This is a genomic window from Enterobacter sp. FUJ80071, from assembly GCF_038739915.1.
Lineage (GTDB): Bacteria > Pseudomonadota > Gammaproteobacteria > Enterobacterales > Enterobacteriaceae > Enterobacter > Enterobacter kobei.
In genome coordinates this window covers 63754-82413 of the sequence record NZ_JBBXKH010000003.1, presented here as the reverse complement: position 1 = coordinate 82413, position 18660 = coordinate 63754, and the positions used below count along the sequence as shown (strand labels likewise).

Sequence of the window (18660 nt, the reverse complement as noted above, 5' to 3'; positions counted from 1 at the left end):
AAACTGACCCCGATCAAGGCTCTGGCCAGCACGATGCCCTTGTCGGTTTGCATGGCCAGCTCGGTCAGCAACTGGACAGCCTGCCGGTAGTGGCCAATCGTGAACGGCTGGAAGCCGAACACCGTTTGCAGCTCGACCAGGTGCTCGCGTCGGGTCTGCTCACGCTGCCCGTACTCGTCCCAGCTTTCGATGCCGACCTTGAGCTGGTTGGCGACCAGTCTCAGCAATGGCGGGAACGGTGGCTCATCAGCGCCAAGGATGACGCCGGGAAAGCGCAGGTAGCAGAGCTGCACCGCGAAGCCCAGCCGATTGGCCGGGCCGCGCCGCTGCCGGATGATGGAGAGGTCGCTTTCGCTGAACGTGTAGTGACGGATCAACTCATCCTTGGTGTCCGGCAACGCCAGCAGGCTTTCGCGCTCGGCGGCGGAGAGGATCGAACGGCGGGGCATGCGGTTTCCTTCTTCTTGAAAACGTAGGTTTGTGACAAGCCCGCCAAGGCAACCGGCGCGGCACGGGAATCAAGGCATTGCGATTCTCGAAAATAGTTCTTGAAATTCTATTCTTGATTGCATATCATCTCAACGAGTTTCGATAAGAAAGGATGCGCATGCGACCGTCTGTTGTGCTTGACATGAAGCGAAGCGCAGTGCGTGAAGCGGTAGGCCGCTTTCGCGCCGCGAACCCGCGCGTCTTCGGCTCGGTGCTGCATGGCACCGACCGGGATGGCAGCGACCTCGACCTGTTGGTCGATGCGCTGCCCGGTGCCACGTTGTTGGACTTGGGCGATTTGGAAGAAGAACTGAAATCGCTGCTCGGCGTTGACGTCGATCTGCTGACTCCCGGCGACCTGCCGCCGAAGTTCCGGGCCAAGGTGCTCGCGGAGGCGCAACCGATATGAGCGAGAACCGCCTGCCCGATTACCTCGACCACATTCAGCAGGCCGCAACCGATGCGCGCAGCTTCGTGGAAGGGATGGCCAAGGACGACTTCTTGGCCGACAAGCGCACCCAGCAGGCCGTCATCATGAGCCTGATCGTCATCGGCGAGGCGGCCACAAAGGTGATGGATGGCTACGTCGAGTTCACCCAGGCGCATGCCGACGTGCCGTGGCGCAGCATGCGCAATATGCGTAATCGCATGGCTCACGGCTATTTCGACATCAACCTCGATGTGGTGTGGGAGACGGTACAGGAATGGCTGCCGGCGTTGCTCCAGCAATTGCCCGCCGTGCGTCAGGATGCCGACGATGAAGACCGTAACGACAACTGTGAAAGAGGGATCTCCGATGACTGTTGAATCGAGAATATTTTCTGTAGCCGAGTATGTTCAGCCGTCCGAAGGCGAGCCTATTCGTTCCGTTGTGCTTGAAACCCGAGACTCAATTATCGTGGTTTGGCATGTCCATCCCGGGCAGGAAATTGCGGCTCACATTCATCCTCACGGCCAAGACACGTGGACTGTTTTGTCGGGAATGGCTGATTACTTTCAGGGCAATGGGATTGTTCGTGCCCTCAGGGAAGGTGAGATAGCCGTGGCAAGACCGGGCCAAGTGCACGGGGCGCGAAATACAGGTACCGAGCCATTTGTGTTAGTCTCGGTTGTGGCATCAGCCAATGCCGGTTTCGTATTGGCTGAGCGATAGAGCCCAATCTCTGGAGTTGGTCCAATGAGCGGTCGGGGAGATAGGTAACAGACATGCAGCGGACACGGCTGCTAAACCAGGTCGCAAACCTCCTTGCGTCGCAGCGTGCCGCAAGCGACGCGATCAATCGAATGGGGTCGGCATGAGACTGAACACCATCCAGTTCCCGACCGCGTAGCCGCCTGTCCTGCCGATCAGGTCTTGACCATCGACGCCTGGGATCAGTCCTGAATGTTCTTGGAGACCACTACGTTATGAGCCGCAGCCGCCGCAAAACACCCATCGTCGGGCACACGACCTGCGGCAGCGAGCGCGAGGACAAGAAGCTCTGGCATCAGCGCTGGCGCACCCGTGAGCGCACGGCGCTGACCAGCGCGTCGCCCGAAGCCCTGAGCGCCCATCTGCCCCTGCTGGAAAACCAGGCCAGCAGCGTCTGGTCGATGGGCAAGGATGGCCGCTCCTACTGGCCCGTCAAGCGCCAGGCCGCCACGGCGGATCGCATCGCCAATCACAAGGGACGCAACCCGCAAGAACGCGCCTCCCTGAAAAAGCGCCTGCTGCGCAAGTGGATGAGCAAATGAAGCTCTCCTTCCATCAGCACATTGCGCTGTTCTGGATGATCGGTGCTCCGGGCGTCTTCGCGCCCGTGATCGAGAACGCCAAGCGGCCCGATGCCGGCGCCGTCATGGCGTGGGGTGTCGCGATCGTGGCGGTGATGATCCTCTTCACCCCTTTGCTGCTGCGCTGTCCACCATTCCGGCGCTGGTATGGCCGGACGGATGCGCTGTCGGAGCGGCAGCGCCAGGCGCTTGCCGAGCGCGGCCTGCGCCGCTACTACCAGACCGCTTTCGATGACGGCTACGTGCCCCGCGTGATGCCCTACGTGTGGCGCATCATCTGGACGGTCGGCGGGTTGATGGCTGTGACCGCCGTACTGCCTACCAACACCGGACGGCCAGCCTTCGATGCCTTGGTGGTCTTCTCGACCTGGTATCCGATAGGCGTGATGCTGCTGGTTTTCGCGTCGAGGCCCCTTGGCCGGTTGATTCGCCAAAGAGCACAGGAGCGGCGGAAATGAGCACGTCAACCATCGAGGCGCTGGCCAGCGCCTGGGCAAGGATTGCCGAGGAAGCGGAATTCCCCGCTGACTACGAGGGGACTGCCACACCACAAGCGCATCGGGCTAGCGAAGCTATTCAGGAGCAGATTCGGGAGCGCATCGTCGCCACCAACGACATGCGGCTGTTCAGCCTGCTGCACCTGCTGAGTCAGGCGTCGCTGCGCATGGAGCAAGCGCTGTGGCCGGAGGATTACGAGCGGATGACGCGCGAGGTTGAGGAAGCCCTGCGGCAAGCCACCGACGCCAACGCCAGATCGTACACCCACGAAGAAGTGATGCAGGCGATGCAGGAACGCATCGACCGGGCGCGAGACAAGCCATGTTGATTGGCTATGCGCGCGTCTCGACGCAGGATCAGAACCTGGAGCTGCAACGCGAAGCCTTGAGCAAGGCCGGATGTAAAAAGGTCTTCGAGGACAAGGTGAGTGGCACGCGGGCAGACCGGCCTGGCTTGGCCAAGACGCTCGAAATGCTGCGCGAAGGCGATACTTTGGTCGTCTGGAAGCTCGACCGGCTGGGCCGGTCGGTCAAGCAACTGGTCGATCTGGTCGGCGATCTGCACAAGCACGGTGTCCAGTTCAGGAGCCTCACCGACTCCATCGACACCGGCACACCATCCGGGCGGTTCTTCTTCCACGTCATGGCGAGCCTTGCCGAAATGGAGCGCGAGCTGACCGTCGAGCGCACCCGCGCCGGGCTGGAAGTCGCCAAGCAGCTCGGCCGCAAAGGCGGCCGCAAGCCGAAGATGACCGACAGCAAGATCGAGTCGGCCAAGAAGCTGCTGGCCAGCGGGGTGCCGCCCAAGGACGTGGCCAAGAACCTCGGCGTGTCCATTCCGACGCTGTACCGCTGGGTGCCAGCCTCCACGCACGCTTAGCGTGCTTTATTTAATGAGATGGTCACTCCCTCCTTCCCAGTACTATGCTGAGGACAGGCTTTCATTCGGAGAACCATCATGGAAAACATTGCGCTTATTGGTATCGATCTGGGTAAGAACTCTTTCCATATTCATTGTCAGGATCATCGTGGGAAGGCCGTTTACCGTAAAAAATTCACCCGACCAAAGCTAATCGAATTTCTGGCGACATGCCCAGCAACAACCATCGCGATGGAAGCCTGTGGCGGTTCTCACTTTATGGCACGCAAGCTGGCAGAGTTAGGGCATTTTCCAAAGCTGATATCACCGCAATTTGTCCGCCCATTCGTTAAAAGCAACAAAAATGACTTCGTTGATGCTGAAGCTATCTGTGAAGCAGCATCACGTCCATCTATGCGTTTCGTGCAGCCCAGAACCGAATCTCAGCAGGCAATGCGAGCTCTGCATCGTGTCCGTGAATCCCTGGTTCAGGATAAGGTGAAAACAACTAATCAGATGCATGCTTTTCTGCTGGAATTTGGTATCAGCGTTCCGCGAGGTGCTGCCGTTATTAGTCGACTGAGTACCCTTCTTGAGGACAGTAGTTTGCCTCTTTATCTCAGCCAGTTACTGCTGAAATTACAACAGCATTATCACTATCTTGTTGAGCAGATTAAAGATCTGGAATCTCAGTTGAAACGAAAGTTGGACGAAGATGAGGTTGGACAGCGCTTGCTGAGTATTCCCTGCGTTGGAACGCTGACTGCCAGTACTATTTCAACTGAGATTGGCGACGGGAAGCAGTACGCCAGCAGCCGTGACTTTGCGGCGGCAACAGGGCTGGTACCCCGACAGTACAGCACGGGAGGTCGGACGACATTGTTAGGGATTAGCAAGCGGGGCAACAAAAAGATCCGAACTTTGTTGGTTCAGTGTGCCAGGGTATTCATACAAAAACTGGAACACCAGTCTGGCAAGTTGGCCGACTGGGTCAGGGAGTTGTTGTGTCGGAAAAGCAACTTTGTCGTCACCTGTGCTCTGGCAAACAAGCTGGCCAGAATAGCCTGGGCACTGACGGCGCGACAGCAAACTTACGAAGCATAAAGGCAGAAATACACCAGTTTAAACAATCATTCATCTGGTTTTGCGAATACTGATATTGATGATACAAACGGCCCACCGGCCTGTTGAGGAACCTGTAAAACGGAAAGGCTCGCTGAAGCCGTATATTTTCTGGAGGTTCATCAGGCGCGGAACTCATCGAGGCGCGGGAATAAAATCCCATTCAGACGCCGGATAGATTCAAGCAAGCCAACTTATCGTCAAAATCGGTGTTGCAAAAACGGGAGTGACCATAGATTCCGTTTTCTGAGACGACCCCATCTGGGTAAAAACTCTTTCCATATTCATTGCCAGGATCGTCGCGGGAAGGCTGTTTACCGTAAAAAATTTACCCGGCCAAAGTTGATCGAATTTTTGGCGACATGCCCCGCTACAACCATCGCAATGGAAGCCTGTGGCGGTTCTCACTTTATGGCACGCAAGTTGGAAGAGTTGGGGCATTCCCCAAAGCTGATATCACCACAATTTGTCCGCCCGTTCGTTAAAAGCAATAAAAACGACTTTGTCGACGCCGAAGCTATTTGTGAAGCTGCATCGCGTCCGTCTATGCGTTTTGTGCAGCCCAGAACGGAATCTCAGCAGGCAATGCGGGCTCTGCATCGTGTCCGTGAATCCCTGGTTCAGGATAAGGTAAAAACAACCAATCAAATGCATGCTTTTCTGCTGGAATTTGGCATTAGCGTTCCCCGAGGAGCTGCCGTTATTAGCCGACTGAGTACCATTCTTGAGGATAATAGTTTGCCTCTTTACCTCAGCCAGTTATTGCTGAAATTACAACAGCATTATCACTATCTTGTTGAGCAGATTAAAGATTTGGAATCCCAGTTGAAACGAAAGTTGGACGAAGATGAGGTTGGACAGCGCTTGCTGAGCATTCCCTGCGTCGGAACACTGACAGCGAGTACTATTTCAACTGAGATTGGCGACGGGAAGCAGTACGCCAGCAGCCGTGACTTTGCGGCGGCAACAGGGCTTGTACCTCGGCAGTACAGCACGGGAGGTAGGACGACATTGCTGGGAATTAGTAAGCGAGGTAATAAAAAGATCCGAACTTTGTTGGTTCAATGTGCCAGGGTATTCATACAAAAACTGGAACACCAGTCTGGCAAATTGGCCGATTGGGTCAGGGATTTACTGTGCCGGAAAAGCAACTTTGTCGTCACTTGTGCTCTGGCAAACAAGCTGGCCAGAATAGCCTGGGCCCTAACGGCACGACAGCAAACTTATGTAGCATAACGGCAGAAATACACCGGTTTAAAGAATTACTGATCTGGTTTTGCGAATACTGATATTGATGATACTAACGGCCCACCGGCCTGTTGAGGAACCTGTAAAACGGAAAGGCTCATTGAAGCCGTATATTTTCTGGAGGTTCATCAGGCGCGGAACTCATCAAGGCGCGGGAATAAAATCCCATTCAGACGCCGGATAGATTCAAGCAAGCCAACTTGTCGTCAAAATCGGTGTTGCAAAAACGGGAGTGACCATAGATTCCGTTTTCCAAGCGGACCCCAATTAACACTTGCCAACCTATCTACTGGTTGGTAGATTTGATTTTAACAACACGACACACAAACAAAAACACACAACAGAACATCAGGAGCGTCATCATGAAAAACATCATCAAAACCACCCTTGCCATCATCGCCCTGTCCGCCAGCGCACTGAGCTATGCCGCCAGCCCGCAAATGGTTTCCCGCAGCGAAGCAGCATCGCTGCAAAAAATTGGGGTGGTCTCTTCCGGTGGCTTCACCACCCTGGATGACCTGGTGGCCTCACTGGATATGAAAGCCGCTGATGCCGGGGCCACACACTACCGCATCACCAGTGCCACCGGTATGAATAAACTTTCCGGTACCGCTGTCCTGTATCGTTGAATACCCGTTACCCTCGCAACTGCGCCCGGAACCCTTCTGGTTTCCGGGCGCAGTTGTGTCTGAATAACAGGCACCCGCAGGTGCCAGGAGAACATTATGTCCACCCATGACAGTCTGATTGAACTGACTGATACCCTTATCCAGCAGAACGGCTACCAGGGCTTCAGCTATGCTGATCTCGCTGACGGTCTGGGAATACGGAAGGCCAGTATCCATTACCATTTTCAGACCAAAACCGACCTCGGGCTTGCCTATTGTGAATACAAGGAGGCCAGCCTGCTGAAACTGGAAGCTGCCCTGTTACAGCTGCCACCGGGTAAAGCCCGTCTGCAGGGTTATATGGACGCATTTCTCAAATGCGCCGACAGCGGCCAGATGTGTGGCATTCACGCCATGCTGTCCGACAGCGCCCTGTTTGAAGAACCTCTTCAGAAAGCCACCTCACGACTGGCACAAACCGACCTGCGCATCCTGACCAGTGTGCTGGTTTCGGGTCGTGAAAGCGGTGAACTGGCTTTTACTGCTGAGCCGGCTGACGTGGCCATTATCATCGGCAGCGCCATTAAAGGGGCCCTGATGCTCAATCGGATCCCTCCTCATGATGCCTGTTCCCGCACCATGAGCGCGCTTATTCAGCTACTCTCCCGCCCGTAAAGCCACGCCTGTGGCTGCCCCGGTTTAACCGGGGCAGCCAGCACTCAAAAAAATCACCGCTGACAACGCCTGTATTCCGGGGGCCTCAGAAGACATTAAGACTTTCCTTGCGTTTAATTTCCAGTTACCCCTTGCCAATCTATCTACTGGTAGGTAGAATAAATATTAACAACACGACAACACAATAAAACAGACATGCAAGGGGCATCATCATGAAAGCACTTATCAACGACGTTATCGCTGTCTTCACCCGTAAAGCCCATGGACCGGTCATCATCAAATCCGATCTTACTGAGGAAGAAAAAGCAGCTCTGGTACCGGTCCGTACACTCTCTGTTGGCTGGGTGTCTTCCGTGGATGAGCTGGAGCGGGAGGTTATCCGCGAAGCCCTTGAACATGGCGCTGCCGCTTATCTGATTTCTGAGCTTGAGCAGGCCCGTTTCGTTCATGCCCGCGCCACGCTGTTTGCATAAACACAAAACGAAAATAAAAGGACACACACCATGAAAAATAACGTCGAGACACAACTGCGCCGGTTACTTCGTAAAACGTCAGGCCTGGACATTATGGTTCTGCGGCTGTCAGTGATTTTCATCTTCGCCCTGTTTGGCACCTACAAATGGTTTGCCTTCGAGGCCAATGCCCTTCACCACCTGCTGCCAGGCACCTGGCTCGGTGCGCTGTATCCGGCTCTCGGCGTTCAGGGGCTCAGCTACGCACTCGGCGTGGTGGAAAATATCACCCTTCTGGCCCTGATTGCCGGATTTTTCCGGCCGGCAGTGGGTGCAGCAGGCGCCCTGATGGTGGCAGGCACCGGCATCGTCACCCTGAGCCTTCTGCCGCAGCTGGGTCGCATTGACAGCTTCATTATCAAGGATGTTCTTCTGATTGGGGCTGGACTGGTGCTGTTGCGTCATGACCTGCGACGGACACTGATTAACCGGAGGGCGAAGCAACTCAGCGCCGTGCACAAACCCCGCTCGTCTGACGCATTGTCAGCCATGGGGTGACCCTGAATTACGCAGCAGCCTGATATTTCTGGCCAGCAAATATGACACCACTCCCGGGTTCATGGTGAGAGGCATGGAAGCCGCCTTTCGGGCGGGGATCACTCCCCGCTACTTTTTAGAGCGCTACCTGGAAAATAAGTCGCTCCCCGCCAACCCGGACTTTGAAAAACACTATCTGGATCTTATTCATGAGCAGGACCCGTCCCGGTGAGTGAGATTTGTCAGGAGAGCGATATGAACAAACCGTATAAAAAAGACCCACAGACCATTCAGGCACTGACGGAACTGCAGTTCAGCGTCACCCAGAAAAGCGCCACTGAGCGCCCGTTTACCGGAGAATATGACGACCACTTTGAGGACGGACTGTACGTGGATATCGTCTCCGGTGAGCCACTGTTCTCGTCGAAGGACAAATTTGATTCGGGCTGTGGCTGGCCGGCATTCAGCAAACCAGTGGAAAACAACGTCCACAACCTGAGCGACCTCAGTCATGGCATGGTGCGTACTGAAGTGCGTTCCCGTCACGGTGACAGCCATCTGGGACACGTCTTCCCTGACGGGCCACAGGATACCGGTGGATTACGTTACTGCATTAACTCGGCTTCACTGCGTTTTATCCCGAAAGGCGCTCTGGAAACAGAAGGATACGGTGAATTTCTTCCCCTGTTTGAGAAAGGAGATAAGCATGAAAACTGATGTGGCAATCCTTGCCGGTGGTTGTTTCTGGGGTGTCCAGGAGCTGATCCGCAAACTCAATGGCGTGGTCAGCACCGAAGTGGGCTATACCGGCGGACGTAATGATAACCCGACATACCAGCACCACCCAGGACATGCGGAGGCGGTGAAGGTGGTGTATTCCCCGGATAAACTGAGCTACCGAAAACTACTGGAATATTTCTTTAGTATTCACAACCCTACAACAATACTTCGTCAGGGTAATGACGTCGGCTCAAGCTACCGCTCAGCCATCTTTTTCACCACAGAGGAGCAAAAGCAGCAGGCAAACCAGCTTATCCGTGAAATAGATGATTCAGGAGTCTGGCCCGGAGTCGTGGTGACAGAAGTAGAGCAGGCCGGTGAGTTCTGGTCTGCAGAGCCAGAGCATCAGGATTACCTGCAGCATAATCCCGACGGCTATACCTGCCATTTTGAACGACCTGACTGGACGCTTCCGGGATAAGTCACCGTCGCAGACTCGCAGCATTCAGCCCCGCCCATGTGCGGGGCTTTTTTGTTCATATGCAGAAACGAGAATGGGATCACAAACAAATTTCTTTAGTCCATTTCTTGCATACAAAACAATCAACATCCTGATTTTAAGGGGCATATTAGAAAAAAGATGAGGATGATTAGGGTCAAAGGGACAAAGGGACAATGTTTAGAATTATGCTGACCGTTATCGCAGGATCGTTATTTTACGGACTCTCGGCCAGTCTGTGTTTTGCCGGGCTTTTTCGCATACACGCCCCCAGTGCCTGCACAGCCTTCTGTCTGACTTATAACCCAACAGCCGGCTATGTCATGCTGGTTACCGGTATGACACTGTTTATCGTATTTTTGCTCAGCCTTTTCCGGACAACAAAAGCCCCTATTTAACATAAAGGCTTCATTGTACGCACCGCTAAAACGCGCTCAGGGCGATTTCAGCGCGAAGCCGGTGAAAACCACAGCTTACCCGGCGAAAACCCCGCAAAACTTGCCTGATGAATTCTGATGGCATGAATGGCTATGCACCGGACTGCATGGCGGCCCGTTTCAGTGCGTTTACCACCTGAAACCGCCAAAAAGCGCCCTTTTGCGCGGGAAATCTCTCATTTTCTCCCTGGAATACTCACAACAATCATAATTACTAGTAATGTTTTCTGTGTGTACGACAACTCTGTAATGCCTGAGGAATTAATGACCGGTTCAAACAACAAGACACGCGATATCACTAGCAACCGCAAGTATCTGATCAAGAATGCACGCGGCCAGGCAGCCTATAAAGCACGTATGCGCGAGGCGGGTTATAAGCAAATTGCGGTATGGGTACGAGAAGATGTCAGAGAGGCAGGACGACAAGCCGGACTGGAATCTGACGCGCTGTTGTCAGGGGCTGCGCAGCATGATCCATTAGGCTGGATGGTCGGTTTTGCTGAGGGACTCAGGCAGCGAGAAAAAAAAGACAGCAACCCGCAGTAAGCCTGCAAGACAGCACGAATAACAGAGAACAGCCAGTACAAGGAAGTAACGCTTCGCGTACCGGATTCAGCATATTTTTCAGGGAGTGTCCCTGCTAAACTCCTTCATGTCGACGCATCAACCCCGGAGGCTCTGTAATGAGCAATACCACACACTACGAAAACGCCAACTTCTTGCGGGAACTGGCCGAAAGTCTGCCCCGCATACTGCCGGAAGGTGGCCCGGACAAGGCAGCACTGTTGCAGCGCCTGGCTAACGAAGAACTGGCACAGGCCGAGTATGAAGATCAGGTTCGCGCCAAAGTGACTGCAGCCCGCGCTGATACACGCCCGGGCATGACCACGGAACAACTCCGCCAGCGGCTGCATGGTCGCTATCAGGAACTGCGTGATGCCGTATGACGTGGAATGGAAGCAGGGAGCCATCGAGGACGTAACGGCACTGTTTGACTACATCGCGGAAAATTCATCTCTGTGGGATGCGCGGAACGTCACCGATCGCGTTCTTGCGGCCGCAGACAAGCTGGCAGACTTTCCGCGTCTCTACGAAGTGGACTCACGCTATGGCGAGGACGTTCGCCGGATAAGCCTGATGGGACAGCATGTCCTCTATGATGTGAATGACCCGGCGCAGAAAATCCGGGTTCTGGCCGTAGTCGGCCAGCGCCAGAATCCCCACTCCGTCCGCTGATAACGGGTGACGGGGGCGCAATTCATTGCGTGGCCGTCGCCGGTTGGACAAGCGCAGCGCGTCAGCGCTTCCCCCATTGCCACCACCGGCGCGGTGTCTCTGCTGTCTCCGTTTTGTGTTCCAGTAGTCTCATGGCCTGCATTTCCTGCCGCAGCCCGGCCACCTCTTCCCGCAGCGCTTTTATCTCCGCAATCAGCGCCTCTGATACCGTTTTTTCAGTCTCATCCGGCAGTCTCAACCCGTCCCGATCATGAGTCTCAATCAGTCTTAACTCACCGTACACCCGGATAAGCTCGCTGGTATCTACGACACGACCACCATCAGCCTCCGTCCGGTATGATACGCGGCCTTTAGCCATATCCCGATACAGGGAACTTCGGGCTTTTCCCGTCAGTTCCGTGGCCTGTCTCACCGTCACCCACGCCATTGTCTCACCCCGCTATTTTTGAGACAGTATACCCGACAGGCGCACACCATGCCCGGAAGGAAAGAAACATGACGAAACAGGAAAAAACCGCTCTCAACATGGCAAAATTCATCAGGGATCAGTCGCTGCTGTTGCTGGAAAAGCTGAACGAACTGGATATGGATACCGCGGCCGACATGTGCGAACGGCTGCACGAGGACGCGGAAACGCTCTGGCTGGCAATGCGGGACCAGCTCGGGGAGGAATAACAGCACCGACGCGGCCGGTGCTGTCTGCCGTCATTTCATCAGACGACGCAGGCAAAGAAGGGTACCACCGATCAGGATCGCCGCCGTGCCTCCCTGCCCGAAATGCAGGAACAACCAGTCACGGATCGCCGGGTTCCTCGCCAGAAACTGCACGAACCCGTAGAGCAGCAGAAACACCGGCAGCACGCGCCAGAACAATTTCAGCAGATGCGCGGCCAGCACACACAGCCCTCCGGCCATCGCCCCGACCATAAGCAGGGCCTCCCGGCCCACAACCGCAATCCGGTTTGTCATAAAACACCTCATAAATGAATGATTAACCTCAGACCATGACCATGAATTTGAAGCAGGCAAACAGCCGTTCCCGGTCCAGCTCTGCCGTTTTTCGGGCCTCGCCGGTCTGTGGGTTCACGATTTCATCCACCGCCAAAATTGCCCGTTGCACCCGGACGAGCGTCGGCCTGTCCGGGCAGATGTACCAGATTTCATCGATGCCGTTCGCCCGGCGGTTGAACAGATAGGGGTCGTCTCAGAAAACGGAATCTATGGTCACTCCCGTTTTTGCAACACCGATTTTGACGACAAGTTGGCTTGCTTGAATCTATCCGGCGTCTGAATGGGATTTTATTCCCGCGCCTTGATGAGTTCCGCGCCTGATGAACCTCCAGAAAATATACGGCTTCAATGAGCCTTTCCGTTTTACAGGTTCCTCAACAGGCCGGTGGGCCGTTAGTATCATCAATATCAGTATTCGCAAAACCAGATCAGTAATTCTTTAAACCGGTGTATTTCTGCCGTTATGCTACATAAGTTTGCTGTCGTGCCGTTAGGGCCCAGGCTATTCTGGCCAGCTTGTTTGCCAGAGCACAAGTGACGACAAAGTTGCTTTTCCGGCACAGTAAATCCCTGACCCAATCGGCCAATTTGCCAGACTGGTGTTCCAGTTTTTGTATGAATACCCTGGCACATTGAACCAACAAAGTTCGGATCTTTTTATTACCTCGCTTACTAATTCCCAGCAATGTCGTCCTACCTCCCGTGCTGTACTGCCGAGGTACAAGCCCTGTTGCCGCCGCAAAGTCACGGCTGCTGGCGTACTGCTTCCCGTCGCCAATCTCAGTTGAAATAGTACTCGCTGTCAGTGTTCCGACGCAGGGAATGCTCAGCAAGCGCTGTCCAACCTCATCTTCGTCCAACTTTCGTTTCAACTGGGATTCCAAATCTTTAATCTGCTCAACAAGATAGTGATAATGCTGTTGTAATTTCAGCAATAACTGGCTGAGGTAAAGAGGCAAACTATTATCCTCAAGAATGGTACTCAGTCGGCTAATAACGGCAGCTCCTCGGGGAACGCTAATGCCAAATTCCAGCAGAAAAGCATGCATTTGATTGGTTGTTTTTACCTTATCCTGAACCAGGGATTCACGGACACGATGCAGAGCCCGCATTGCCTGCTGAGATTCCGTTCTGGGCTGCACAAAACGCATAGACGGACGCGATGCAGCTTCACAAATAGCTTCGGCGTCGACAAAGTCGTTTTTATTGCTTTTAACGAACGGGCGGACAAATTGTGGTGATATCAGCTTTGGGGAATGCCCCAACTCTTCCAACTTGCGTGCCATAAAGTGAGAACCGCCACAGGCTTCCATTGCGATGGTTGTAGCGGGGCATGTCGCCAAAAATTCGATCAACTTTGGCCGGGTAAATTTTTTACGGTAAACAGCCTTCCCGCGACGATCCTGGCAATGAATATGGAAAGAGTTTTTACCCAGATCGATACCAATGAGCGCAATGTTTTCCATGATAGTTCTCCGAATGAAAGCCTGTCCTCAGCATAGTACCGGGAAGGAGGGAGTGACCATCTCATTAATTATCCCACGCTAAGACTGTTTTTTGTACAAAGCGGTATCGACTGTACGTAATGAGCGGTATTTTCCGGAACCGGGCCCGGTTGTACCAAGCCAGCCACGCGCGCTGGAAACGCATGAAGTTAAACGCATCACTGCAGACTTCGTGCACTCCGCACGCCTGGCGATGGAAGCCGGCTTTGACGGCGTGGAAATCATGGCGGCAAACGGATTCATCTTTGACCAGTTCCTCAGTAGCGAACTGAACACCCGCACCGACGAATACGGCGGCTCGGTGGAAAATCGTCAGCGTTTCCTGCTGGAGACCATTGACGCCGTGGCGGAAGCCGTGGGTAACAGCCACGTTGCCGTGCGCCTGTCACCGTTCGGCCGCATTTATGACCTCGCGCCGTATGAAGGTGAAGAGCAAACCTGGTCAGCCATCACCGACGCGCTCGGTCAGCGGGAACTGGCCTACGTACACCTTTACTATCAGCCGGTGTACATCAAAGCGCCACTTCCGGAAGGCTTCCGCCGCCGTTTTCGCAACACGTTTAAAGGCACCATCATCGCTGCCGGCGGTTTTACCCGTGATATCGCAGAGCAGGCTCTGGAAGATGATGAGCTGGATCTGGTGGCATTTGGTGTGCCCTACATCGCTAACCCGGATCTGGTTGAAAGAATGCAAAACGGCTGGCCACTGGCAGAAAGTGACCGCGCCACCTACTACGGCGTCAGTGGTTCCCCGGAAAAAGGCTATACCGATTACCCGGTCTGGCAGGCGCAATAAATCCCATACGGTCGCGGTTCTCTGATAAGTGAGATCCGACCGCCCAACGTCTTTGAGGAATCATTATGCAAACGCTGAAACCCACCCTTACCATCGATATCTGGTCAGATTTGGTCTGCCCGTGGTGCTGGATTGCTAAAAAAAGATTTGAACAGGGTCTGAATCGCTTTGAATTTCGCGACCAGGTGGTGATCCGCCATCACAGCTACCGTCTGGCCGGTGGTACTCCCGCGATGCCTTTTAAGGATGCCATCGTTAAAAAGCTGGGCAGTCAGCATTCAGCGGAGCTGATGATGAATCAGGTGGGCACCGCCGGTAAATCTGAAGGTCTGATCTACAACTTCGACGGCATGATGTTTGGTGATACAGAAGATGCACACACCCTGCTGGTTGCCGCGCGTAAGGCCGGAATTGCGGACGCGGTGGAAGAACGTTTTTATCATGGCAGTATCACCGAAGGTCGCTCTCTCTTTGACCGTCAGCAGCTCGTTGCCATGGCCGTAGAAGCCGGTATGCCGAAAGCTGACGCTGAAGCCGCCCTGGAAAATGACGATTTTCGCGCCACCGTTTCCGACGATGAAGCCCACGCACAGTCTATTGGCCTCAGCGGCGTTCCGGTTTTTGTGATGAACGAAAAATATGCCATCAGCGGGGCTCAGGCAGCAGATAACTTTTTGAATGCCCTGCGTCAGGTCTGGGATGAACAGCAAACCGAATTTTCAGCCACTGCGGGTCAGACCTGCGGAACGGATGGCTGCAGTATTTAATCCGTCAACCGCCGGCAGTTTCACGCTGCCGGCAACGTCTTACCCACCAGTAATGGAGTCAGAAAATGAACACTTTTTTCAAAGGTAAAAAACTGCTCGTCGTCGGCGGTACCAGCGGCATGGGCCTGGCCGTGGCACGCATGGTACTGGAAGCGGGCGGCAGTGTCGTGCTGACCGGGAATAAAAAAGACAAAGCCGAAGCGGTGCAAAAAGAACTGAGCCCTCTGGGACCGGTTGCGGTCATCGCGGCGAACCTGATGACCGAAGAAGGTATGGAAACTATCCGTCAGGAAATTAATGCTCACCATCGCGATATCAGCCTGATGGTGAATGCCGCCGGTATCTTCATGCCCAAAGGATTTACCGAGCACAGCTTTGCCGATTATGACATGTATCTTTCGCTGAACCGAGCCACGTTCTTTATTACACAGGATGTCGTGAAGAACATGCTCGCCGCGAAGCTCGAAGGGTCTATCGTCAACGTCGGTTCGATTGGTGCTCAGGCTGCACTGGGTGACTCGCCGGCCTCGGCCTATTCAATGGCAAAAGCGGGTCTGCATGCCCTGACGCGTAATCTGGCGATTGAGCTGGCCAGCGCGGGTATTCGTGTCAACGCGGTGTCTCCCGGGATTGTTCATACGCCGATATTCATACAAAAACTGGAACACCAGTCTGGCAAGTTGGCCGACTGGGTCAGGGAGTTGTTGTGTCGGAAAAGCAACTTTGTCGTCACCTGTGCTCTGGCAAACAAGCTGGCCAGAATAGCCTGGGCACTGACGGCGCGACAGCAAACTTACGAAGCATAAAGGCAGAAATACACCAGTTTAAACAATCATTCATCTGGTTTTGCGAATACTGATATTGATGATACTAACGGCCCACCGGCCTGTTGAGGAACCTGTAAAACGGAAAGGCTCATTGAAGCCGTATATTTTCTGGAGGTTCATCAGGCGCGGAACTCATCGAGGCGCGGGAATAAAATCCCATTCAGACGCCGGATAGATTCAAGCAAGCCAACTTGTCGTCAAAATCGGTGTTGCAAAAACGGGAGTGACCATAGATTCCGTTTTCTGAGACGACCCCTACTTTGTTGAAGCGCTGCCAGTTCATTTTCCCCATCTCTTAACGGGTGAGAGTCCATTGTCCTGAAATAGGCACAGCCCGCAGAGGCAGTATCGGCAGAAACGGATTTTTTCTCCAGAATTTTTTGAGCACTTTTTTTTGCTTTAGCTAGGGAAGGTGCGAATAAGGGCACTGTTGCAAAGTTAGCGATGAGGCAGCCTTTTGTCGGTGATGCTAGTGTATGATGGTGTTTTTGAGGTGCTCCAGTGGCTTCTGTTTCTATCAGCTGTCCCTCCTGTTCAGCTACTGACGGGGTGGTGCGTAACGGCAAAAGCACTGCCGGACATCAGCGCTATCTCTGCTCTCACTGCCGTAAAACATGGCAACTGCAGTTCACTTACACCGCTTCTCAACCCGGTACGCACCAGAAAATCATTGATATGGCCATGAATGGCGTTGGATGCCGGGCAACCGCCCGCATTATGGGCGTTGGCCTCAACACGATTTTCCGCCATTTAAAAAACTCAGGCCGCAGTCGGTAACCTCGCGCATACAGCCGGGCAGTGACGTCATCGTCTGCGCGGAAATGGACGAACAGTGGGGATACGTCGGGGCTAAATCGCGCCAGCGCTGGCTGTTTTACGCGTATGACAGGCTCCGGAAGACGGTTGTTGCGCACGTATTCGGTGAACGCACTATGGCGACGCTGGGGCGTCTTATGAGCCTGCTGTCACCCTTTGACGTGGTGATATGGATGACGGATGGCTGGCCGCTGTATGAATCCCGCCTGAAGGGAAAGCTGCACGTAATCAGCAAGCGATATACGCAGCGAATTGAGCGGCATAACCTGAATCTGAGGCAGCACCTGGCACGGCTGGGACGGAAGTCGCTGTCGTTCTCAAAATCGGTGGAGCTGCATGACAAAGTCATCGGGCATTATCTGAACATAAAACACTATCAATAAGTTGGAGTCATTACCGATAATAGTGTCTCGTTGTGTCTGGATAAGCGGATATAACGGCGTTCACCGGTATTTCTTTAATTAAAAAAATGATGTGTATGACTGATTTGTCTTGTGATAAATATCCTTAACAGACGGCGAGCTCGTCCGCCCATTTTGTTGCGGCCTGCATGGTTTCTATAACAGTGAACTCGCTGATATTGAGGGTATTACATATTTTCGCGGTTTCCTCCCAGTTAAGTTTCTCATAACATAACGACAGGGTCAGTATGTCAAAAAGTTCACCTTTATGTTCACAAAGCGCGGCAGTTACGTTTTGCGGGATTGAAATCTGTTTAATTAAATCGTCCATGGGGAGTTCAAGAATGACATCCAGCAATGAAAACAGACCGCATATAAATGCGTTATAGGATAATGAAACATTATTTATTTTTCCGGCAATTAATTCGCAGAATTTTCCGCGAACCATGCTCAGATGATAAAGTTCACTGATGCCGGAACGCCCCATATTTGAAAGGGCGGCCACCGCAACAAACCGCCGGAGTTCATTGCCCCCCAGATACATCAGCATTTCTTTCAGGGTAAGATTGTCCGCCTGAATTATGCCATGTGAGTTAAACAGCATGTTTCTGACGTAGCGCATGATTTTATATGACAGCGTCAGATCGGTTTTAAGCAGACGTTCGACCGCGGCAAAGTCCGGGTTTTCCCTGTTCACCTCCATCATCAGCCTGGAGAGTGGCAGGGGGTTCTGGGAAAGGCATTTATTTCTGAGGATTTCCGGGCGACTGAAGAAAAATCCCTGGAAAAGCGCGAAACCCGCCCGGCTGTAAAGCTCAAACTCGTCCCTTGTTTCCACTTTTTCAGCAAGGAATTTTATGCCCTGCAGAAGCTGACTTTTTCTGTGGATATATTGCCGGATATCTTCATAGTCATTGTCTCTGACATCAAATTTGATGACAGAAATATACTGCATAAAGCGGTCCCATTCATCATCCATCGTGAAATCATCGAGCGCAAGCTGGTAACCCCTGTCGTGCATATCCTTTACGGCACAGAAAAGCGCATCATCCGGGACTGCATTTTCCAGAATTTCGATGACCACTTTTTCATTCGGCAGCGTATCGCCCAGTCCGTTAATGATCATCTGGTGCGGCACATTAATAAAAGAACTGTGATTGTTGGCTATACGGGGAACAGGGATGCATAAAAACTGGTCAGAAATCATTCTGGACGTGGCGTATTCTGGTGAAACATCGGGAAAGGCATTGTTCATTCCGTCCCTGAAAAGCAGCTCATAAGCGACGGTCTGCATTTTTGTGTCAAAAATAGGCTGGCGTGCGATAAATGAATACATATTCCCGGTCCCCAGGTCAGCGTTATAATTTTTAGAAATGTAACCTTTC

At 53.4% G+C, this 18660-nt stretch carries 27 protein-coding genes and 3 pseudogenes; 24 read left to right on the top strand and 6 right to left on the bottom strand.

What is annotated here, in order from left to right:
- Window positions 1–11: 11 nt before the first annotated feature.
- Window positions 12–449, bottom strand: a pseudogene (locus tag AAER43_RS25365) (DUF4158 domain-containing protein); the annotation flags it as partial.
- Window positions 450–607: 158 nt separating this feature from the next.
- Here AAER43_RS25365 and AAER43_RS25360 point away from each other — a divergent pair.
- The 19 genes from AAER43_RS25360 to AAER43_RS25270 all read left to right on the top strand — a co-directional run bounded on the left by AAER43_RS25360 (window position 608) and on the right by AAER43_RS25270 (window position 11152).
- Window positions 608–898, top strand: a complete 291-nt coding sequence (locus tag AAER43_RS25360) for a nucleotidyltransferase (protein ID WP_001247892.1) — start codon at window positions 608–610, stop codon at window positions 896–898.
- Window positions 895–1296, top strand: a complete 402-nt coding sequence (locus AAER43_RS25355) for a DUF86 domain-containing protein (protein ID WP_001293886.1) — start codon at window positions 895–897, stop codon at window positions 1294–1296. Before AAER43_RS25360 ends, AAER43_RS25355 begins: the two co-directional genes overlap by 4 nt.
- Entirely contained in the window at window positions 1286–1642 is a 357-nt protein-coding gene (locus tag AAER43_RS25350; protein WP_000215515.1) for a cupin domain-containing protein, read from the top strand. Before AAER43_RS25355 ends, AAER43_RS25350 begins: the two co-directional genes overlap by 11 nt.
- Window positions 1643–1896: 254 nt before the next feature.
- A complete protein-coding gene (locus AAER43_RS25345) occupies window positions 1897–2223 on the top strand; it encodes a hypothetical protein (protein WP_003100858.1) in 327 nt (108 codons plus the stop codon).
- Window positions 2220–2720: a hypothetical protein gene (locus AAER43_RS25340; protein WP_003100856.1), complete on the top strand. Its 501-nt coding sequence runs from the start codon at window positions 2220–2222 to the stop codon at window positions 2718–2720. The genes AAER43_RS25345 and AAER43_RS25340 overlap by 4 nt, the downstream gene beginning before the upstream one ends.
- Window positions 2717–3088 (top strand): hypothetical protein, encoded by a 372-nt coding sequence (locus AAER43_RS25335; protein WP_021243030.1) that lies wholly within the window; start codon window positions 2717–2719, stop codon window positions 3086–3088. The genes AAER43_RS25340 and AAER43_RS25335 overlap by 4 nt, the downstream gene beginning before the upstream one ends.
- A complete protein-coding gene (locus AAER43_RS25330; RefSeq protein WP_003100847.1) occupies window positions 3082–3639 on the top strand; it encodes a recombinase family protein in 558 nt (185 codons plus the stop codon). The genes AAER43_RS25335 and AAER43_RS25330 overlap by 7 nt, the downstream gene beginning before the upstream one ends.
- A gap of 78 nt (window positions 3640–3717) precedes the next feature.
- The gene (locus tag AAER43_RS25325) at window positions 3718–4722 is read left to right on the top strand and encodes an IS110-like element IS5075 family transposase (protein ID WP_000427614.1); all 1005 of its coding nucleotides are present in this window, start codon (window positions 3718–3720) and stop codon (window positions 4720–4722) included.
- Window positions 4723–4986: 264 nt separating this feature from the next.
- Window positions 4987–5976, top strand: a complete 990-nt coding sequence (locus tag AAER43_RS25320; protein WP_125125742.1) for an IS110-like element IS4321 family transposase — start codon at window positions 4987–4989, stop codon at window positions 5974–5976.
- 374 nt (window positions 5977–6350) lie between these two features.
- Window positions 6351–6617, top strand: a complete 267-nt coding sequence (locus AAER43_RS25315) for a YdgH/BhsA/McbA-like domain containing protein (protein ID WP_001567383.1) — start codon at window positions 6351–6353, stop codon at window positions 6615–6617.
- A 96-nt stretch (window positions 6618–6713) separates the two neighbouring features.
- Window positions 6714–7271, top strand: a complete 558-nt coding sequence (locus AAER43_RS25310) for a TetR/AcrR family transcriptional regulator (protein WP_001567382.1) — start codon at window positions 6714–6716, stop codon at window positions 7269–7271.
- Window positions 7272–7483: 212 nt separating this feature from the next.
- Window positions 7484–7744: a DUF1471 domain-containing protein gene (locus tag AAER43_RS25305; RefSeq protein WP_001567381.1), complete on the top strand. Its 261-nt coding sequence runs from the start codon at window positions 7484–7486 to the stop codon at window positions 7742–7744.
- A 30-nt stretch (window positions 7745–7774) separates the two neighbouring features.
- A complete protein-coding gene (locus tag AAER43_RS25300) occupies window positions 7775–8281 on the top strand; it encodes a DUF417 family protein (protein WP_001567380.1) in 507 nt (168 codons plus the stop codon).
- Window positions 8282–8354: 73 nt separating this feature from the next.
- On the top strand, window positions 8355–8492 hold the full coding sequence (locus tag AAER43_RS25295; RefSeq protein ID WP_021243014.1) for a hypothetical protein: 138 nt from the start codon (window positions 8355–8357) through the stop codon (window positions 8490–8492).
- Between the two features lie 23 nt (window positions 8493–8515).
- Window positions 8516–8977, top strand: coding sequence for a peptide-methionine (R)-S-oxide reductase MsrB (msrB, locus tag AAER43_RS25290; protein ID WP_021243015.1), 462 nt, complete (start codon window positions 8516–8518; stop codon window positions 8975–8977).
- Entirely contained in the window at window positions 8967–9461 is a 495-nt protein-coding gene (gene msrA / locus AAER43_RS25285; protein ID WP_021243016.1) for a peptide-methionine (S)-S-oxide reductase MsrA, read from the top strand. Before msrB ends, msrA begins: the two co-directional genes overlap by 11 nt.
- A 548-nt stretch (window positions 9462–10009) precedes the next feature.
- Window positions 10010–10462, top strand: coding sequence for a hypothetical protein (locus tag AAER43_RS25280; protein ID WP_125125741.1), 453 nt, complete (start codon window positions 10010–10012; stop codon window positions 10460–10462).
- A 137-nt stretch (window positions 10463–10599) separates the two neighbouring features.
- Window positions 10600–10863 carry a hypothetical protein gene (locus tag AAER43_RS25275; RefSeq protein ID WP_000072676.1) on the top strand — a complete coding sequence of 88 codons (264 nt, stop codon included), beginning with the start codon at window positions 10600–10602 and terminating at the stop codon, window positions 10861–10863.
- Window positions 10853–11152, top strand: a complete 300-nt coding sequence (locus AAER43_RS25270; protein ID WP_021243018.1) for a type II toxin-antitoxin system RelE/ParE family toxin — start codon at window positions 10853–10855, stop codon at window positions 11150–11152. Before AAER43_RS25275 ends, AAER43_RS25270 begins: the two co-directional genes overlap by 11 nt.
- A gap of 61 nt (window positions 11153–11213) precedes the next feature.
- On the opposite strand, the gene AAER43_RS25265 is transcribed toward AAER43_RS25270, so the two are convergent.
- On the bottom strand, window positions 11214–11579 hold the full coding sequence (locus AAER43_RS25265) for a hypothetical protein (protein ID WP_021243019.1): 366 nt from the start codon (window positions 11577–11579) through the stop codon (window positions 11214–11216).
- 68 nt (window positions 11580–11647) lie between these two features.
- Here AAER43_RS25265 and AAER43_RS25260 point away from each other — a divergent pair, with 68 nt between their 5' ends.
- Window positions 11648–11827 (top strand): Rop family plasmid primer RNA-binding protein, encoded by a 180-nt coding sequence (locus tag AAER43_RS25260; RefSeq protein WP_021243020.1) that lies wholly within the window; start codon window positions 11648–11650, stop codon window positions 11825–11827.
- 30 nt (window positions 11828–11857) lie between these two features.
- Here the strand turns inward: AAER43_RS25260 and AAER43_RS25255 are convergent, their stop codons facing one another.
- The 3 genes and pseudogenes from AAER43_RS25255 to AAER43_RS25245 all read right to left on the bottom strand — a co-directional run bounded on the left by AAER43_RS25255 (window position 11858) and on the right by AAER43_RS25245 (window position 13629).
- Complete coding sequence (locus AAER43_RS25255) at window positions 11858–12121, bottom strand: hypothetical protein (RefSeq protein WP_021243021.1); 264 nt, start codon at window positions 12119–12121, stop codon at window positions 11858–11860.
- 28 nt (window positions 12122–12149) lie between these two features.
- A pseudogene (locus AAER43_RS25250) lies at window positions 12150–12347 on the bottom strand (hypothetical protein); the annotation flags it as partial.
- 277 nt (window positions 12348–12624) lie between these two features.
- Window positions 12625–13629, bottom strand: a complete 1005-nt coding sequence (locus AAER43_RS25245; RefSeq protein WP_000427623.1) for an IS110-like element IS4321 family transposase — start codon at window positions 13627–13629, stop codon at window positions 12625–12627.
- 136 nt (window positions 13630–13765) lie between these two features.
- On the opposite strand from AAER43_RS25245, the pseudogene AAER43_RS25240 reads away from it, so the two are divergent.
- The 4 genes and pseudogenes from AAER43_RS25240 to AAER43_RS25225 form a co-directional block, all read left to right on the top strand.
- Window positions 13766–14464, top strand: a pseudogene (locus AAER43_RS25240) (alkene reductase); the annotation flags it as partial.
- Between the two features lie 65 nt (window positions 14465–14529).
- Window positions 14530–15231, top strand: a complete 702-nt coding sequence (locus AAER43_RS25235; protein WP_001194072.1) for a DsbA family oxidoreductase — start codon at window positions 14530–14532, stop codon at window positions 15229–15231.
- 65 nt (window positions 15232–15296) lie between these two features.
- Entirely contained in the window at window positions 15297–16037 is a 741-nt protein-coding gene (locus AAER43_RS25230; RefSeq protein ID WP_342702042.1) for an SDR family NAD(P)-dependent oxidoreductase, read from the top strand.
- Between the two features lie 522 nt (window positions 16038–16559).
- Window positions 16560–17257, top strand: a protein-coding gene (locus tag AAER43_RS25225) for an IS1-like element IS1B family transposase (RefSeq protein WP_095033700.1) whose coding sequence is annotated in 2 segments (ribosomal slippage) — window positions 16560–16809 and window positions 16809–17257 — 699 coding nt in all. Because the reading frame shifts where the segments join, the coding sequence is not laid out codon by codon here.
- A gap of 124 nt (window positions 17258–17381) precedes the next feature.
- On the opposite strand, the gene AAER43_RS25220 is transcribed toward AAER43_RS25225, so the two are convergent.
- Window positions 17382–18611, bottom strand: coding sequence for an EAL domain-containing protein (locus AAER43_RS25220; protein ID WP_047064190.1), 1230 nt, complete (start codon window positions 18609–18611; stop codon window positions 17382–17384).
- Window positions 18612–18660: the final 49 nt, after the last annotated feature.

Coding starts and splice junctions, on each gene's coding strand:
- AAER43_RS25360 (WP_001247892.1), top strand. CDS start 608: ATGCGACCGTCTGTTGTGCTTGACATGAAGCGAAGCGCAGTGCGTGAA.
- AAER43_RS25355 (WP_001293886.1), top strand. CDS start 895: ATGAGCGAGAACCGCCTGCCCGATTACCTCGACCACATTCAGCAGGCC.
- AAER43_RS25350 (WP_000215515.1), top strand. CDS start 1,286: ATGACTGTTGAATCGAGAATATTTTCTGTAGCCGAGTATGTTCAGCCG.
- AAER43_RS25345 (WP_003100858.1), top strand. CDS start 1,897: ATGAGCCGCAGCCGCCGCAAAACACCCATCGTCGGGCACACGACCTGC.
- AAER43_RS25340 (WP_003100856.1), top strand. CDS start 2,220: ATGAAGCTCTCCTTCCATCAGCACATTGCGCTGTTCTGGATGATCGGT.
- AAER43_RS25335 (WP_021243030.1), top strand. CDS start 2,717: ATGAGCACGTCAACCATCGAGGCGCTGGCCAGCGCCTGGGCAAGGATT.
- AAER43_RS25330 (WP_003100847.1), top strand. CDS start 3,082: ATGTTGATTGGCTATGCGCGCGTCTCGACGCAGGATCAGAACCTGGAG.
- AAER43_RS25325 (WP_000427614.1), top strand. CDS start 3,718: ATGGAAAACATTGCGCTTATTGGTATCGATCTGGGTAAGAACTCTTTC.
- AAER43_RS25315 (WP_001567383.1), top strand. CDS start 6,351: ATGAAAAACATCATCAAAACCACCCTTGCCATCATCGCCCTGTCCGCC.
- AAER43_RS25310 (WP_001567382.1), top strand. CDS start 6,714: ATGTCCACCCATGACAGTCTGATTGAACTGACTGATACCCTTATCCAG.
- AAER43_RS25305 (WP_001567381.1), top strand. CDS start 7,484: ATGAAAGCACTTATCAACGACGTTATCGCTGTCTTCACCCGTAAAGCC.
- AAER43_RS25300 (WP_001567380.1), top strand. CDS start 7,775: ATGAAAAATAACGTCGAGACACAACTGCGCCGGTTACTTCGTAAAACG.
- AAER43_RS25295 (WP_021243014.1), top strand. CDS start 8,355: ATGGAAGCCGCCTTTCGGGCGGGGATCACTCCCCGCTACTTTTTAGAG.
- msrB (WP_021243015.1), top strand. CDS start 8,516: ATGAACAAACCGTATAAAAAAGACCCACAGACCATTCAGGCACTGACG.
- msrA (WP_021243016.1), top strand. CDS start 8,967: ATGAAAACTGATGTGGCAATCCTTGCCGGTGGTTGTTTCTGGGGTGTC.
- AAER43_RS25280 (WP_125125741.1), top strand. CDS start 10,010: ATGCACCGGACTGCATGGCGGCCCGTTTCAGTGCGTTTACCACCTGAA.
- AAER43_RS25275 (WP_000072676.1), top strand. CDS start 10,600: ATGAGCAATACCACACACTACGAAAACGCCAACTTCTTGCGGGAACTG.
- AAER43_RS25270 (WP_021243018.1), top strand. CDS start 10,853: ATGCCGTATGACGTGGAATGGAAGCAGGGAGCCATCGAGGACGTAACG.
- AAER43_RS25265 (WP_021243019.1), bottom strand. CDS start 11,579: ATGGCGTGGGTGACGGTGAGACAGGCCACGGAACTGACGGGAAAAGCC.
- AAER43_RS25260 (WP_021243020.1), top strand. CDS start 11,648: ATGACGAAACAGGAAAAAACCGCTCTCAACATGGCAAAATTCATCAGG.
- AAER43_RS25255 (WP_021243021.1), bottom strand. CDS start 12,121: ATGACAAACCGGATTGCGGTTGTGGGCCGGGAGGCCCTGCTTATGGTC.
- AAER43_RS25245 (WP_000427623.1), bottom strand. CDS start 13,629: ATGGAAAACATTGCGCTCATTGGTATCGATCTGGGTAAAAACTCTTTC.
- AAER43_RS25235 (WP_001194072.1), top strand. CDS start 14,530: ATGCAAACGCTGAAACCCACCCTTACCATCGATATCTGGTCAGATTTG.
- AAER43_RS25230 (WP_342702042.1), top strand. CDS start 15,297: ATGAACACTTTTTTCAAAGGTAAAAAACTGCTCGTCGTCGGCGGTACC.
- AAER43_RS25220 (WP_047064190.1), bottom strand. CDS start 18,611: ATGTATTCATTTATCGCACGCCAGCCTATTTTTGACACAAAAATGCAG.